Annotated in this window: 13 protein-coding genes; all 13 read left to right on the top strand. The window is 60.7% G+C overall.

What is annotated here, in order from left to right:
• Positions 1 to 223: 223 nt before the first annotated feature.
• The 13 genes from glnE to ACWIKB_RS10345 all read left to right on the top strand — a co-directional run bounded on the left by glnE (position 224) and on the right by ACWIKB_RS10345 (position 15,899).
• Entirely contained in the window at positions 224 to 3,163 is a 2,940-nt protein-coding gene (glnE, locus tag ACWIKB_RS10405) for a bifunctional [glutamate--ammonia ligase]-adenylyl-L-tyrosine phosphorylase/[glutamate--ammonia-ligase] adenylyltransferase (protein WP_475266604.1), read from the top strand.
• A gap of 363 nt (positions 3,164 to 3,526) precedes the next feature.
• Positions 3,527 to 4,561 (top strand): lipopolysaccharide heptosyltransferase II, encoded by a 1,035-nt coding sequence (gene waaF, locus ACWIKB_RS10400; protein ID WP_475266603.1) that lies wholly within the window; start codon positions 3,527 to 3,529, stop codon positions 4,559 to 4,561.
• Position 4,562: 1 nt separating this feature from the next.
• A complete protein-coding gene (gene waaC, locus ACWIKB_RS10395; RefSeq protein WP_123402487.1) occupies positions 4,563 to 5,624 on the top strand; it encodes a lipopolysaccharide heptosyltransferase I in 1,062 nt (353 codons plus the stop codon).
• Entirely contained in the window at positions 5,624 to 6,745 is a 1,122-nt protein-coding gene (locus ACWIKB_RS10390) for a glycosyltransferase family 4 protein (RefSeq protein ID WP_475266601.1), read from the top strand. The genes waaC and ACWIKB_RS10390 overlap by 1 nt, the downstream gene beginning before the upstream one ends.
• Positions 6,745 to 7,551: a lipopolysaccharide core heptose(I) kinase RfaP gene (rfaP, locus tag ACWIKB_RS10385; protein WP_475266600.1), complete on the top strand. Its 807-nt coding sequence runs from the start codon at positions 6,745 to 6,747 to the stop codon at positions 7,549 to 7,551. Before ACWIKB_RS10390 ends, rfaP begins: the two co-directional genes overlap by 1 nt.
• Positions 7,551 to 8,285 (top strand): lipopolysaccharide kinase InaA family protein, encoded by a 735-nt coding sequence (locus tag ACWIKB_RS10380; RefSeq protein ID WP_475266599.1) that lies wholly within the window; start codon positions 7,551 to 7,553, stop codon positions 8,283 to 8,285. Before rfaP ends, ACWIKB_RS10380 begins: the two co-directional genes overlap by 1 nt.
• Positions 8,282 to 9,034: a lipopolysaccharide kinase InaA family protein gene (locus ACWIKB_RS10375; RefSeq protein WP_475266598.1), complete on the top strand. Its 753-nt coding sequence runs from the start codon at positions 8,282 to 8,284 to the stop codon at positions 9,032 to 9,034. The genes ACWIKB_RS10380 and ACWIKB_RS10375 overlap by 4 nt, the downstream gene beginning before the upstream one ends.
• Positions 9,034 to 10,485, top strand: coding sequence for a lipopolysaccharide kinase InaA family protein (locus ACWIKB_RS10370; protein ID WP_475266596.1), 1,452 nt, complete (start codon positions 9,034 to 9,036; stop codon positions 10,483 to 10,485). The genes ACWIKB_RS10375 and ACWIKB_RS10370 overlap by 1 nt, the downstream gene beginning before the upstream one ends.
• 220 nt (positions 10,486 to 10,705) lie before the next feature.
• Positions 10,706 to 11,038 carry a YceK/YidQ family lipoprotein gene (locus ACWIKB_RS10365; protein WP_475266595.1) on the top strand — a complete coding sequence of 111 codons (333 nt, stop codon included), beginning with the start codon at positions 10,706 to 10,708 and terminating at the stop codon, positions 11,036 to 11,038.
• 5 nt (positions 11,039 to 11,043) lie between these two features.
• Positions 11,044 to 11,904: a DUF3800 domain-containing protein gene (locus ACWIKB_RS10360; protein ID WP_475266593.1), complete on the top strand. Its 861-nt coding sequence runs from the start codon at positions 11,044 to 11,046 to the stop codon at positions 11,902 to 11,904.
• A 227-nt stretch (positions 11,905 to 12,131) separates the two neighbouring features.
• Positions 12,132 to 13,889 carry a carbamoyltransferase family protein gene (locus tag ACWIKB_RS10355; RefSeq protein WP_475266591.1) on the top strand — a complete coding sequence of 586 codons (1,758 nt, stop codon included), beginning with the start codon at positions 12,132 to 12,134 and terminating at the stop codon, positions 13,887 to 13,889.
• Entirely contained in the window at positions 13,873 to 15,003 is a 1,131-nt protein-coding gene (locus ACWIKB_RS10350) for a glycosyltransferase (protein ID WP_475266589.1), read from the top strand. Before ACWIKB_RS10355 ends, ACWIKB_RS10350 begins: the two co-directional genes overlap by 17 nt.
• Positions 15,003 to 15,899: an antimicrobial resistance protein Mig-14 gene (locus ACWIKB_RS10345; RefSeq protein ID WP_475266587.1), complete on the top strand. Its 897-nt coding sequence runs from the start codon at positions 15,003 to 15,005 to the stop codon at positions 15,897 to 15,899. The genes ACWIKB_RS10350 and ACWIKB_RS10345 overlap by 1 nt, the downstream gene beginning before the upstream one ends.
• The last annotated feature ends 3 nt before the right edge of the window (positions 15,900 to 15,902 follow it).

Genomic DNA, 15,902 nt, shown 5'->3' with positions numbered 1-15,902 from the left:
CGAGTAGTAAAACTACAGATGAATGGCTTGTGGCCTCCGGCTGCGTTGTGAGAATAATCGTTAAGGTTGGTCTTTTGCCAACCAGAAAAGGTGAAAGCTTGATGTTGGCTGCCAAAATAAAAGAAATTTCAGCTATTTCTAACCTTTGTTCGACAGTCGGTCACGTAGCGTGTTTTCAAAATTCACTACATGCAGCCCTTCACACGCCGATCAAGGATAGACCATGACCCTGCCTTCGCTTGCCGAACTGCCCGCCATTCTCCAGCCGTTGGTCACCCGTGCCGAGCAGTCGTTCCGTGCGGCGGTGGCCTTATTAGAAGACGAGCATGGCCTGTCTGCCTGGACGCCGGAACGCTGGGCGCAATTCGCCCGGGTCAGCGCCGCCAGCGACTTCGTGATTGAACAGAGCGTTCGTGACCCTTTGATGTTGCTGGGGCTGGTGCAGTCCGGTGAGCTTGATCGCGGCTTTGCACCCGGCGAGTTGTGTGGCCAGATCGCCGCTGCGGTGAACGCAGCTGAAACCGAAGACGAACTCGGCCGCGCCCTGCGTCGCCAGCGCACCCGTCAGCAAGTGCGGATCATCTGGCGCGACCTGACGCGCCAGGCCGATCTGGTCCAGACCTGCCGCGACCTCTCGGACATGGCCGATGCCAGCATTGATCAGGCCTACCAGTGGTTGTACTCGCGCCATTGCCAGCAATTCGGCGTGCCCACCGGCCGGCGCAGCGGCGAGCCGCAGCAAATGGTCATCCTCGGCATGGGCAAGCTCGGCGCGGTGGAACTGAACCTGTCGTCGGACATCGACCTGATTTTCGCCTACCCCGAGGGCGGCGAAACCGTCGGCGTGAAGCGCTCGCTGGATAACCAGGAATTTTTCATCCGCCTGGGCCAGCGCCTGATCAAGGCCCTGGACCCGATGACTGTCGACGGTTTTGTATTCCGCGTCGACATGCGCCTGCGTCCTTATGGTTCGGCCGGTGCGCTGGTCTTGAGCTTCAACGCGCTGGAACAGTATTACCAGGATCAGGGGCGCGACTGGGAACGTTACGCGATGATCAAGTCGCGGGTGGTGGCCGGCGATCAAGTGGCTGGTGCGCAACTGCAAGAAATGCTGCGTCCCTTCGTTTATCGCCGTTACCTGGACTTTTCCGCTATCGAAGCACTGCGCACCATGAAGCAGCTGATCCAGCAGGAAGTCCGGCGCAAGGGCATGGCCGACAACATCAAGCTCGGCTCTGGCGGCATTCGTGAAGTCGAGTTCATCGCCCAGGCGTTCCAGTTGATCCACGGCGGTCGCGATCTGAGTCTGCAACAACGTCCACTATTAAAAGTACTGAGCACGCTGGAAGGCCAGGGTTACCTGCCAGAGCCGGTGATCAGCGAGTTGCGCAACGGCTACGAATTCCTGCGTTACACCGAGCACGCGATCCAGGCGATTGCCGACCGCCAGACCCAGATGCTGCCGGATGGCGCGCAGGATCAGGCGCGAATTGCCTTCATGCTCGGCTTTGCTGATTGGGCCGCGTTCCATGAGCGGCTGATGTATTGGCGCGGTCGGGTGGCCTGGCACTTCGCTCAGGTGATTGCCGATCCCGACGAAGAGGAAGGCACTGAGGCCGAAGTGGTGGTTGGTGGTGAATGGCTGCCGTTGTGGGAAGAGTCTCAGGACGAAGAGGCCGCTTGTCGGCAGTTGGAGCAGGGTGGCTTTGCCGATGCTTCCAAGGCGCTGAAAACCCTGGCCAGCCTGCGTGGCAGTCCGCAGTTGCGAGCCATGCAACGCTTGGGGCGCGAACGCCTCGATGCTTTTATTCCGCGGTTGCTGGCCCAGGCTGTGGAGCACGCCAATCCGGATCTGGTGTTGGAACGGGTGCTGCCACTGGTTGAAGCCGTGGCCCGTCGTTCAGCTTATTTAGTGTTGCTGACAGAAAACCCCGGCGCCTTGCGTCGCTTGCTGACCTTATGCGCGGCGAGCCCGTGGATTGCCGAGCAGATCACTCGCTTCCCGCTGTTGCTCGATGAATTGCTCAACGAAGGCCGACTGTTCAAGCCGCCGCTGGCGCCGGAACTGGCCGCCGAGTTGCGCGAGCGCCTGACGCGAATTCCTGAGGACGACCTCGAACAGCAAATGGAGGCCCTGCGCCATTTCAAACTGGCCCACCGCTTGCGGGTGGCGGCGTCGGAAATCTCCGGCAGCCTGCCGTTGATGAAAGTCAGCGATTACCTGACCTGGCTCGCCGAGGCGATCCTTGAACAAGTGATGGCCCTGGCCTGGCGCCAGACGGTGGCCAAATACGGCACGCCGCTGCGTACCGACGGGACGTTGTGCGATCCCGGCTTCGTGATTGTCGGTTATGGAAAGGTCGGCGGTCTGGAATTGGGGCATGGTTCGGACCTGGACCTGGTGTTTATCCACGACGGTGATCCGCAGGCGGAAACCGACGGGGCGAAACCCATTGACGGCGCGCAGTTCTTTACCCGGTTGGGGCAGCGGATCATTCACTTGCTTACGGCCCAGACCAACTCCGGTCAGTTGTATGAAGTGGACATGCGTCTGCGCCCGTCCGGGGCGTCCGGGTTGCTGGTGAGTTCCCTGGGGGCGTTTGCCCGTTATCAGGAAAACGAAGCCTGGACCTGGGAGCATCAAGCGCTGGTGCGGGCGCGGGTGCTGGTGGGCAGTCAGGATGTCGGCCAGGCGTTCGAGAAGGTGCGCGCGGCGATTTTGGGCAAGGCCCGGGATTTGCCGACCTTGCGTCAGGAGGTCAGCGAGATGCGTGCCAAGATGCGCGATAACCTCGGCAGCAAGAGCACCGCCGCCGGCACCGGGGCAAATGCCTTTGAGGCCACGGCGCCGTTCGATCTCAAGCAGGACGCCGGAGGTATCGTCGATATTGAATTTATGGTGCAATACGCGGCCTTGGCGTGGTCCGAACAGCACCCGTCATTGCTGCGCTGGACCGACAACATCCGCATTCTGGAAGAGTTGGAAAAGGCCGGGCTGATGCCCGTCGAGGACGCCAGCCTGTTGCGTGAGGCCTATAAAGCCTACCGCTCCGCCGCGCACCGGCAGGCCTTACAGAAGGATCCCAGGGTGATACCGGGCGACCAGTTCGCGGACGAACGGCGGCAGGTGTTGCGGATCTGGAAAGAGATAGGGTTAAGCTGAAACTGTACAGCTGCAGCACCAAATACCCCCTGTGGGAGCGGGCTTGCTCGCGAAAGCGGAGTGTCAGTCAACATCAATGTTGAATGTTATGGCCCTTTCGCGAGCAAGCCCGCTCCCACAGTTAATCTGCAATGTTTCGTAGATTGGATTAGCTAAGCTACACCGCACTGGATGTGCACCAATACCCAATGTGGGAGCGACGGAGCGACGGAGCGACGGTTCGACGTTTCGACGTGATCGCGATAGCGGAGTGACAGTCGACAGCAATGTTGAAGGTGATGACCCATCGCAAGCCGTCTTGCTCGCGCAGTGATTCTCGAGGCGGGGAGGCGTATGCCTCCCCGGTTCGTTTTTGGAAACCACATGAAAATTCTGATCGTTGGGCCCAGTTGGGTCGGTGACATGGTGATGGCGCAGACACTGTTTCAGTGTCTCAAGCAACGCCACCCGCAATGCGAAATCGACGTCCTGGCCCCCGAGTGGAGCCGGCCGATCCTTGAGCGTATGCCCGAAGTGCGTCAAGCCTTGAGCTTTCCGCTCGGCCACGGCGCCCTTGAGTTGGCGACCCGTCGGCGCATCGGCAAATCCCTGGCCGGCCAGTACGACCAGGCGATCCTGCTGCCCAATTCCCTGAAGTCGGCGCTGGTGCCGTTCTTCGCCGGTATCCCGAAACGCACCGGCTGGCGTGGCGAATTCCGCTACGGCCTGCTCAATGACGTGCGCACGCTGGATAAAGAACGTTACCCGCTGATGATCGAACGCTTCATGGCCCTGGCCTATGAATCGGGCGCTGATCTGCCAAAACCTTATCCACGCCCGAGTCTGCAAATCGATCCGGTCACCCGCGATGCGGCGCTGGCCAAGTTCGGCCTGGCCCTGGATCGCCCGGTGTTGGCCCTGTGCCCCGGCGCCGAGTTCGGCGAGTCCAAGCGCTGGCCGTCCGAGCATTACGCCAAGGTCGCCGAAGCGAAGATCCGCGAAGGCTGGCAGGTCTGGTTGTTCGGCTCGAAAAACGATCACGCCGTCGGCGAAGACATTCGCGCGCGGCTGATTCCTGGTTTGCGTGAAGAATCGGTGAACCTCAGCGGCGGCACCTCCCTGGCCGAAGCGATCGACCTGATGTCCTGCGCCGACGCGGTGGTCTCCAACGATTCCGGCCTGATGCACGTTGCTGCGGCGCTGAATCGTCCGCTGGTCGCCGTCTACGGCTCGACCTCGCCGGGCTTTACTCCGCCGCTGGCCGAGCACGTCGAAATCGTGCGCCTGGGTATCGAATGCAGCCCATGCTTTGATCGCACCTGTCGCTTCGGTCATTACAACTGCCTGCGCCAGTTGATGCCGCAATCGGTGAACGAAGCCTTGCAGCGGTTGCAGGGCACTGTGGTCGAGGTCAATTAGTTTGCGGGTACTGTTGATCAAGACTTCTTCGCTGGGCGACGTGATTCATGCGTTGCCGGCGTTGACCGACGCGGCGCGGGCGATCCCCGGCATCACGTTCGACTGGGTGGTGGAAGAAGGCTTCGCCGAGATTCCGACCTGGCACCCGGCCGTGGGCAAGGTGATTCCGGTGGCGATCCGTCGCTGGCGCAAGAACATCTGGCAGACCATCAAGAGTGGCGAGTGGAAGCGCTTCAAGCAAAGCGTCCGCGCCACAAAATACGATTTAGTGATCGACGCCCAAGGCCTGCTGAAAAGCGCCTGGCTGACTCGTTACATCAAGGCACCGGTGGCCGGGCTGGACAAGGATTCGGCGCGCGAGCCAATGGCCGCACGTTTCTACTCCCGGCGTCTCGCGGTAGGTCGTGGGCAGCATGCGGTCGAGCGCGTGCGCCAGTTGTTCGCGTTGGCGTTGGGCTACGACTTGCCCAAAGGCTTGGGCGATTACGGCTTGAACGTCGAACGTCTGGTCGAGCTGCCGCGCAAGAATCCTTACGTACTGTTCCTGCACGGCACCACGTGGGACACCAAGCATTGGCCTGAAGCTTATTGGCGTGAACTGGCCGAACGTGTCGGGCACCTTGGTGTGGCGGTGAAACTGCCGTGGGGCAACCCGATCGAGAAGGCCCGGGCCGAGCGCATCGCCGCCGGGTTCCGGCATGTCGAAGTGCTGCCGAAACTGAACCTGGCGGGTGTCGGCAAAGTGTTGGCCGGCGCCCAGGCTTGCGTGGCTGTAGACACCGGCCTCGGTCATCTGGCCGCCGCGCTGGACGTGCCGACGCTGTCGCTGTTCGGTCCGACCAATCCGGGCCTGACGGGTGCCTACGGCAAGGCGCAGATTCACATCGCCAGCGACTTCCCCTGCGCGCCGTGCCTGCAAAAGAAATGCACCTATCAACCGACGGCCGAAGACGCCCGTCAGTTTGACCTGAAACGCGAGTGGCCCCTGTGCTTCACGCGTCTGAATCCCCAGCGTGTCGCCAGCCGACTGAGCACGTTGTTACTGGCTGAGGAGCTGCGCTGATGCAATTGGCTTTTGTCCTTTATAAATATTTCCCGTTTGGCGGTTTGCAGCGCGATTTCATGCGCATCGCCCTGGAGTGTCAGCAGCGCGGTCACAAGATCCGCGTTTACACGCTGATCTGGGAAGGCGACGTGCCGCCGGGTTTCGAAGTGCTGGTGGCGCCGGTCAAGGCGTTCTTCAATCATCGGCGCAACGAAAAGCTCACCGAGTGGATGGAGGCCGACCTGGCCAAGCGTCCGGTGGATCGCCTGATCGGTTTCAACAAGATGCCGGGCCTGGACGTCTACTACGCCGCCGACGGCTGCTTTGAAGACAAGGCGCAGAACCTGCGCAATTCGTTGTACCGTCGTTGGGGCCGCTACCGGCACTTCGCCGAGTACGAGCGCGCGGTGTTCGCCAAGGACGCCAAGACCGAAGTACTGATGATTTCCGAAGTCCAGCAACCGCTGTTCATCAAGCATTACGACACGCCGCTGGAACGCTTCCATTTGCTGCCGCCGGGCATCTCGCAGGACCGTCGCGCACCCGCGAATGCTGCCGAGATTCGCGCCGAGTTCCGTCGCGAGTTCAACCTCAAGGATGACGATTTGCTGCTGGTGCAGATCGGCTCCGGGTTCAAGACCAAGGGTGTGGATCGCAGCCTCAAGGCAGTGGCGGCATTGCCGTCGGAACTGAAAAAACGCACTCGGCTGTTTGTAATTGGCCAGGACGACCCCAAATTATTCCAGATGCAGAGCGCCACGCTGGGGCTCGGCGACAACGTGACGTTCCTCAAGGGCCGCAGCGATATCCCGCGTTTCCTGTTGGGCGCCGACCTGTTGATCCACCCGGCGTACAACGAAAACACCGGCACGGTGCTGCTTGAAGCGCTGGTCGCCGGGTTGCCGGTGCTGGTGAGCGCGGTGTGTGGTTACGCCCATTACATTGCCGAGGCCGACGCCGGCCTGGTGCTGGACGAACCCTTCGATCAGGCGCAGCTCACGCAATACCTGACCGGCATGTTGAATGACGCTCAAGCACGGGCGGCCTGGAGCCGCAACGGTCTGGCCTTTGCCGACACGGCCGACCTCTACAGCATGCCGCAGCACGCGGCCGATGTGATTCTGGCGGAGCACGCTTAATGAAGTTGATGCTGGCTGAACCGTTCAAGAGCCTCTGGGCCGGACGCGACCCGTTCGCTGAAGTCGAGGGCTTGCAGGGCGAGGTGTACCGCGAGCTCGAAGCACGCCGGACCTTGCGTACCGAAGTGGACGGCAACGGGTTTTTCGTGAAGATTCACCGTGGCATCGGCTGGGGCGAGATCTTCAAGAACCTGCTCACCGCCAAGTTGCCGGTACTCGGCGCGGGGCAGGAGTGGAAGGCCATTCAACGCCTGCAAGACGTCGGTGTGCCGACCATGACTGCCGTGGCTTACGGCGAGAAGGGCAGCAACCCGGCGGACCAACATTCGTTCATCGTCACCGAAGAACTGGCACCGACCGTCAGCCTTGAGGATTTCAGCATCGACTGGGTCAAGAACCCGCCTGAGCCGAAACTCAAGCGCGCATTGATCGCCGAAGTCGCGCGCATGACCGGCATGATGCACCGCGCCGGGGTCAACCACCGCGACTGCTACATCTGCCACTTCCTGCTGCACACCGATAAACCGGTGACGGCGGACGACTTCAAGCTCTCGGTGATCGACCTGCACCGCGCCCAGACCCGCCCGGCGATTACCCAGCGCTGGCGCAATAAAGATCTGGCGGCGCTGTACTTTTCGGCCCTGGACATCGGCCTGACCCAGCGCGACAAGTTGCGGTTCCTCAAGGGCTACTTCCAGCAGCCGCTGCGCCAGATTCTGGCCGAGGAAGCGGCGCTGTTGAGTTGGCTCGAAGGCAAGGCCAACAAGCTCTACGACCGTAAACAGCGATACGGGGATGCGCTCTGATGCCGGGTTGGAAACTGGAACCTGCCTACAGCGATCTCGCCGAAGACTTCGGCAGTCTGGAAGCGGTGTTTGCCCTTCAGGGCGAGCGCCTGACCCGTGACCCGTTGTCCGAGGTCATCCGTGTCAATCGCAACGGCGTCAACTATTACGTCAAACGTTACGTCGGTGCCGGCAAAGGCCTGCGACGCTATTTGGGCAAGCCACGGGTAAAAGCCGAATGGCAAAACCTCAAGCGTTTCGCCAAGTGGGGCATCCCGACTGCCGAAGTGGTGGCCTGGGGGCTGGAGCGTCGCGGCGCGGCGTACGACCGTGGGGCGATGATCACCCGCGAGTTGCCGAATACCGAAGACCTGTCGGCCCTGGCCGACCGGCATGACCCGAAACTGGCGGACCGCGCCTGGGTCGATAACATCAGTCGGCAACTGGCGGGTTACACCCGGACCATGCACGACAATCGCTTCACCCATAACGATTTGAAGTGGCGCAACCTGCTGATCGACGATAACGCCAAGCTGTTCCTGATCGATTGCCCCAACGGCGATTTCTGGCGCGGCTTCTGGCTCAAGTACCGCATCACCAAGGACCTGGCCTGCCTCGACAAGGTGGCCAAGTATCACCTGTCGGCCACCCAGCGCCTGCGCTTCTACCTGCAATACCGTGGGCGTGAACGCCTGAATGCCGCCGACAAGAAGCGTATTCGGCACGTGGTGAGATTTTTCGAGGGACGCGAATGACTGATTTTCTGGCTGCTGAAGACCGTGCGCTGCTTGAGCGTCACGGCCTCGGCACCTTCGACGCCCTGTGGGCCAAGCAGCTCGACGCTGTGGATGAACCCAACACCGCGCGCGGCGGCTGGAGCAGTGTGTTTCGGCTGGACCTGGAAGGTCAGGGCTTTTACCTCAAGCGCCAGAGCAACTACCTGACGCGCACCTTTCATGCGCCGTTCGGCGAGCCGAGTTTTGCCCGCGAGTTTCGCAACATCACGCGCTATCAAAAGATGGGCATCCCGGCGCTGCAAGCGGCGTTCTTCGGGGAGCGCAAAGTCGACGGCGAAGTCCGCGCGATCCTGCTGACCCGTGCGCTGGATGGCTGGGATGACCTGGATTCGCTGTTGCAGCGCTGGTCGGAGCTGAGCGAAGCGCAACACTCCGCGATCCTGCACGCCTGTGGACAACTGGCGCGGCGCCTGCACGGCGTGCGTCAGGTCCACGGTTGCTTCTACCCCAAACATATTTTCCTGCGGGCCACCGGCGACGGTTACCAGGCGCAGTTGATCGACCTGGAAAAGACCCGGCCCTTGCTGTTCGGCCAGCGTGACCGGATCAAAGATCTGGAACCGCTGCTGCGCCGGGCGCCTGAGTGGGACGAAGGCCAGTTGCGCGAGCTGTTGGCGAGTTATGTGGACCAGCCCCAAGACAGTTCGCTGGTGGACAACTGGGTTTCGCGATTGACCGCGCGGCGCAGTCACAAGGAGACGCGTTGATGCGTTTGTCCGAACTGAAAAACGCCGGCCGCAGCCCGAGCCTGCCGTTGAGCATTCCACTGGCAGATGCCGCCGGGCCTGCCGACTTGCAACTGTTAACCCTGTTGCGCGTATTGCCGGGGCAGCGTTATGTCGGTGCCGGTGTCTGGCGCGGCCGGCCGGTGTTGGCCAAGTTGTTGGTCGGCAGCAAAGCGGCGCGCCACTTTCAGCGTGAGCGTGATGGTGTGCACCTGCTCGCCGATCAGGGCCTGACCACGCCGCAACTGCTGGCGGACGGCTTGAAGGACGGCGAGGGCGGTTGGCTGCTGTTCGATTTCATCGAAGGCGCCGAGAGCCTGGGCGACACCTGGAAACAGGTCGAACACTTGCCGGTGTTGGCGGATATGCAAGGCGCGGTGCTGGCCGAGGCGTTGGGCGCCATCGGCCAAATGCATCGCAAGGGCCTGTGGCAGGAAGACTTGCATCTGGACAACCTGTTGCGTCAGCGCGGTCGGTTGTACTTGATCGATGGCGGCGGCGTTTGCGCCGAAACCCCTGGCCAGCCACTGTCGCGGCAGAAAGTCCTGGAAAACCTCGGGGTGTTTTTTGCCCAGTTGCCCAAGTCGCTGGAACCGTTTACCGAAGAGTTGCTGGTGTATTACCTGTTGAGCAACGGCGAACATGCGTTGCCGATGGAAGCCTTGCAGAAGCAGATCGACAAGGTGCGCCGCTGGCGCTTGAAGGACTTCCTGATCAAGTGCGGCCGCGAATGCACGTTGTTCAGCGTCCGGCGCGGGGCGTTCGGATTGCGGGCGATTCGGCGTGAGGAAGAAGCGGCGATGTTGCCGGTGCTGGAGCAGGCCGATGCCTTGCTCGACCGGGGTCACTTGTACAAGACCGGCGGCGCGGCGAGTGTCGGCAAGGTCGAAGTGGCCGGGCGTCCGCTGGTGATCAAGCGTTATAACATCAAGGGCTTTGCCCATTGGCTCAAGCGCTTCTGGCGCCCGAGCCGTGCCTGGCATTCCTGGCGCGAAGGCAATCGCCTGGCGTTCCTGGGGATCGCGACACCGAAGCCGCTGGCCGTGCTGGAAAAGCGTTTCCTGTGGTTGCGCAGCCGGGCTTATCTGGTGACCGAATACCTCGCGGGGCCGGACATCATCGAGCGGTTTGCGCCCTACGTTGAGAGCGGCGAGGCGCCGGAAGCTGAGTTGCTGGCGCTGGATCACTTGTTCGCCGAACTGATTCGCGAGCGGATCAGCCATGGGGATTTCAAGGGCCATAACCTGTTCTGGCAGCAGGATCGCTGGGCGCTGATTGATCTGGACTCGATGTGTCAGCACGGCTCGGTGGGGAGCTTTGCCCCGGCCTATGCGCGGGATCGGGCGCGGTTCATGCGCAACTGGCCTGAGAGCAGTGCGTTGTATCAGGTGATCGATCAGCGTTTGCCGAAAGACATCTCCGGCGCGGCCTGAATCGCCTTCGCGAGCAAGCCCGCTCTCACATTTGGAATGCATTCCCCTGTGGGAGCGGGCTTGCTCGCGAAGAGGCCCGCACATCCGACACAAAATCCCCCGGCCTGTCTTCGGAGGACAAGTTCTTAAGAACCGTCCTACACAATCCACAGACCCCATGAACTGTGCCCTGAATAACCCCGATGCTAGTTTGCCTGACGATCCCGAAAGGCAAATTCAGATGAAAAAAATCGCCACGCTGCTGGGTGCTTGTTCACTGTCCCTATCCGGCTGCGGCACCGCCGTCACCGTCCTGCAAGACGACGCCGACGCTGCCCGCGGCTTGCGCAAACAAAAGACCTACTGCCAGTCTATCCCCCGCATCTACAGCGGCCTGGCCTACGACTTCTGCGTATTGAACGCCCCCCCTGACCCCACCGGAGTCCTGGTGCCGCTGGTATTGCTGGATTTGGGGCTGTCGGGCGTGCTGGATACTGTTTTCCTGCCATACACGATCTATCGGCAAGGCGTGGACGGCAATATCGGCATTTATTGGCGGGCAGGGCGTGGGTAACTCTTTTGTCTCAACAGTTTTTTCTTTTTGAAAACGAAAGCGAAGCCGAGGCTAATGTTGAGGCGCAAAAGCTATTGCTTTCGACCGGGAAATATAGCGACTTCATTATTTATGTCGACGAGAGCGGTGACCATGGAATGCAAACGCTAGATCCAAACTATCCAATGTTTGTGCTCGCATTTTGTGTTTTTCATAAGAGGCATTATTGCGAAAAGGTCATTCCTTCCCTTCAGAAGTTTAAATTCAATCACATGGGGCACGACCTGATCGGTCTACATGAGCTGGAGATTCGAAAGGAAAAGGGCGCATTCTCTGGTCTCTTCCAGTCCAGGCAGCACAAACATGCATTTCTCGATGAGCTCACGGGCATCATTGAAGCAAGCAATTTTGTCCTGATCAGTTGCGTGATCGACAAGGCCGCCCTCCGCGAAAAAGAGGGCCCTGTTCACAATCCTTATCACGTCGCGCTCGGCTTTTGCCTGGAAACGCTTTATGAGTTTTTACAGGAAAAGAACCAGCAGAGAGCTTTGACTCATGTGATTTTCGAGCGGCGGGGGAAGAAAGAGGATAACGAGCTTGAGTTGGAGTTTCGCCGCATGTGCGATGGCGCGAACCGATTGGGCTTTCAGCTGCCGTTCGAAATCGTTTTTGCGACTAAACAAGTGAATTCTACCGGGTTACAGCTAGCGGATCTTGTTGCAAGACCCATTGGCATAAGTGTTTTGCGGCCCGGGCAGGAAAATCGCGCCTTTGACGTGCTCAAGCGTAAGTTCTATTGCAGTGGCGGTCGTAACAATGTGGGAGAGGGTTTCGAAAATTGGGGTTTAAAGATTTTCCCTCTCTCAGAAAGCGAAAAGCCCCGATGAAACTCACCGAGGCTAGAACGCCGACCGGGATCTCCCAGTCCATTTGCGCAGGAGTCTAAGTCGAGGTCGTCTGTCTGTCAACGAGCGACCCCGCGACTTCCCGCTAGAGGCTTGCCGTCGCTTTTAAGCTATAATCCCGCCCTTTAGCTGTCTCTCGCCCCTTGCGAGGGCACATTAATTTTTGAGGCGCTTGTCGCCTGAATGCAGACTAAAGAGGCTAGACCCCTGTGGCATTGACGATTCTTGGCCTGTCCGGCGCCCTTAGCCATGATCCTTCCGCAGCCTTGTACATCGACGGCAAGCTGGTCGCGGCGGCAGAGGAAGAGCGCTTCGTACGCGATAAACATGCAAAGAACCGCATGCCCTACGAATCGGCGAAGTTCTGCCTCGAACAGGCAGGCATCAAGCCCTCCGACGTTGACGTAGTGGCGATCCCGTTCGCCCCGATCAGCCTGTTCGGCAAGGCGCGCTGGCACTACGCCAAGCGTTACTGGTACGCCCCGGACCGCGCCCTCGACGCGATCCTGATGGGCAACCGTCGCTACAAGCGCTATCGCAACAAGATCGTGTTCTGCCTTGAGCAACTGGGCTTCGACCCGAAGAAAATCAAGATCGAACCGGTCGAACATCACCTGGCTCACGCCTCCAGCGCCTACCACTGTTCCGGTTTCAAAGAGAAAACCGCGATCCTCGGGATCGACGGCAAAGGTGAGTACGCCACGACCTTCTTCGGTTATGGCGAGAACGGCAAGATCCACAAGATCAAGGAATTCTTCGATCCGGACTCCCTCGGCGGCCTGTACGGCGCGATCACCGAGTTCCTCGGTTTCGAGATGCTCGACGGCGAGTTCAAGGTCATGGGCATGGCGCCCTACGGCGATGCGACAAAATACGATTTCTCGCGCCTGGCCTCGTTTGAAAACGGCGAGCTGGTGATCAATACCGACTACGCCAACGTCATCGGCCTGCGTCGCTACAAAGAGAAGGGCAAGGGCTTCTACTTCTCGCCGAAGCTGATCGAGTGGCTGGGTCCGAAGCGCGAAGGCGACATCGCCGACGAGCCGTACATCCACTACGCCGCCAGCATGCAAGCGCTGTTCGAAAAGATCTCGCTGCAGATGATCGACCACTACCTGGGCGACGTGCTCAAGGAAACCGGCAAGCTGGCTTTCGCCGGTGGCTGTGCGCTGAACGTCAAGCTGAACCAGAAAATCATCGCCCGCGACGACGTCACCGAACTGTTCGTGCAACCGGCGTCCGGCGATGCCGGCACTGCGGTCGGCGCAGCGGCCTATGTGTCGCATGCCCGTGGCGTGCCGGTCGAGAAGATGGAACACGTCTACCTCGGCCCGTCCTACAGCAATGAAGACGTGATCGCCGCGTGCGCCCGTCATCCGAGCAAGCCGACCTGGCGCAAGCTCGAGAACATGCCGGAAAACATCGCCAAGATCATGGTCGACGGCAACCCGGTGGCCTGGTTCCAGGGCCGCATGGAGTTCGGTCCACGTGCCTTGGGCGGTCGTTCGATTATTGGTTGCCCGAGTGCGACCGGTGTGGCTGACCGCATCAACCACCAGATCAAGTTCCGCGAGCGCTGGAGGCCTTTCTGCCCGTCGATGCTCGACACCGTGGCACCGCAGATGATCAAGATCGATCACCCGGCGCCGTTCATGACCTTCACCTTTGAAGTGGCTGAAGAGTGGAAGGCACGCGTGCCGGAAGTCGTTCATGAAGACGGTACCTCCCGAGCCCAGGTGCTCAAGCGCGAATACAACCCGCGCTACTACGACATGATGAAAGCGCTGGAAGTACTGACCGGCAACGGCGTGTCGCTGAACACCTCGCTCAACCGTCGTGGCGAGCCGATGATTTGCTCGCCGACCGACGCCCTGAACATGTTCTTCGGCTCCGACCTGCAATACCTGATCATGGAAGACATTCTGGTGGTCAAAGAAGGCGCGGACGCTTATGACACGCTCGGCTGAACGCCATGTGCTGCAGTTCTGTCACGGCTATGACGGGCCGTTCCTGGACTGCGCCCGGCAGTACGCCAGCCTGTTCGCGGGGACAGGCTATCGGGTGACCACGGTCTTTCTGACCGGGGCCGCCGATGCCGACGTCGCCGCGGGCTGCGCTTCCGACGAAGTGCTGTTCATGGAATACAGCTCCAAGGCCATTCGTGGCCTGAAGCTGGGCGCCATCGCCGATCTGCGCAAGATCGCCGCTTCGCGCAATTTCAGCTTCTGCATCGCTCACCGTTTCAAACCGATCTACATCGCCTTGCTCGGCACGTCGTTGCCGGTGATTGGCGTGCACCACGCGTTTGATGATTACAAACGCGGCACGCGCAAACTGTTTGCGCATATTTTCCGTAAGCGTTTGAGCCTGCTCGGGGTGTCCGATGCGGTGCGCGACGACATGCGCCGGTGCCTGCCGAAATGGCCCGCCGGACGGATTCAGACGCTCTACAACCGTATCGATGTGCAGGGCTTGCAGGTCACTCAAGTGTCGGCTCGCGAAGCCCGGGAAACCCTCGGTCTGTCGGCAGATGCCTGGGTGGTCGGCAACGTCGGGCGGCTGCATCCGGACAAGGATCAAACTACGCTGCTGCATGGTTTTGCCACAGCGTTGCCGGGGTTGCCGGGCAACAGCCAGCTGGTGATTCTCGGCTCCGGTCGCCTGGAGCAGAGCCTCAAGGATCTGGCCCGTGAACTCGGCATCGGCGATCGCGTGCTGTTCCTTGGCCAGGTTCCCGAGGCCCGGCGCTACTTCCGTGCCTTTGATGTGTTTGCCTTGAGCTCCGATCACGAGCCGTTCGGCATGGTGCTGCTCGAAGCCATGGCCGCCGGTGTGCCGTTGCTGGCGACTGCCTGCGGCGGGGCGAAGGAAGTGGTCGAAGGCGTGGGCATTCTGTTCCCGCTGGGCGACGCCGAACACCTGGCGCAAGGGCTGCAGCATTTGGCCGCGATGGACGAGCAGCAACGTCGCCAGTGTGCCGAGCTGATGCTCGACCGCTTGCGCGAGCGCTTCAGCGACCGTGCGGTGCGCGACGCTTTCTGGCATTTGCCACACGTTACCGAACTGGCACAGAGGGGCTGATGCTCAACCGATTTCAAGGCTGGCGCGAGCGAGGCTGGGCGTCTGTCGACGCCTCGACGTATGCCGATGCCTGGCAGCGTTTTGGCGGCAGCGTCGCGACTCATCCAATGGTCGTCGAGCGGCTGGCAGCGCTGGCGGACATCCCGGTGCGCTACCTGGCCTGGGAACACAACGGTGAAGTCAAAGCCGCGATCCCGACCTGGGGCCGCGACCTTGCACTGTCCAAAGACGTCCTCAAACGCAGCGGTAAGAAAGGTCTGTTCGACCTCGGTAATGCCGAGCTGATCCTGCCGGCTGCCGCTGATGCCCAGTCACCTTTGCGTCATCGCGGGCGTTATCTGTCCGCGCTGAACGAAGGTCGCTTCACGGGCATCAAGTTGCAAGCCGAGCAACTGGCCATGGCCCGCACACCCGAAGAGCTGTCGAAGAAATTTCGCTACAACCAGCGCCGTGAACTGCGTTTGCTGGAAGAGGCGGGCGGGGTAGTGCGGCCGGTCAGCGAGTTTTCCAGCAGCGAGCTGGCGGCGATCTACTGCGACCTGTTCCAGCGCCGCTGGGGTTTCCCGGCGACCGGCGCGGCGCGCATGGGCGAGGTGATCGAGTTGCTGCGCGAGCTGCTGATCGGCTCGGTGATTTTCCTCAACGATGCGCCGATTGCGATTCAATTGGTGTACCGCGTCGAAGCACCGCAATGGATCAGCGTCGAGTACATCAATGGCGGCGTCGATCCTGAAACCCGCGAGTTCAGCCCTGGCAGCGTGCTGAGTTTTCTCAACACCCAAAGCGCTTGGGAACACGCTCGGGCCTTGGGTAAACCGCTGCGGTTTTCCTTCGGTCGGGCCGACCGTGAATACAAGGACCGCTGGTGCAATCCTGTGCCGGTCTTCACCGTATGAGCC

The organism is Pseudomonas sp. 5Vm1k (assembly GCF_056161485.1).
This window is presented reverse-complemented; position numbering and strand designations above follow the sequence as displayed.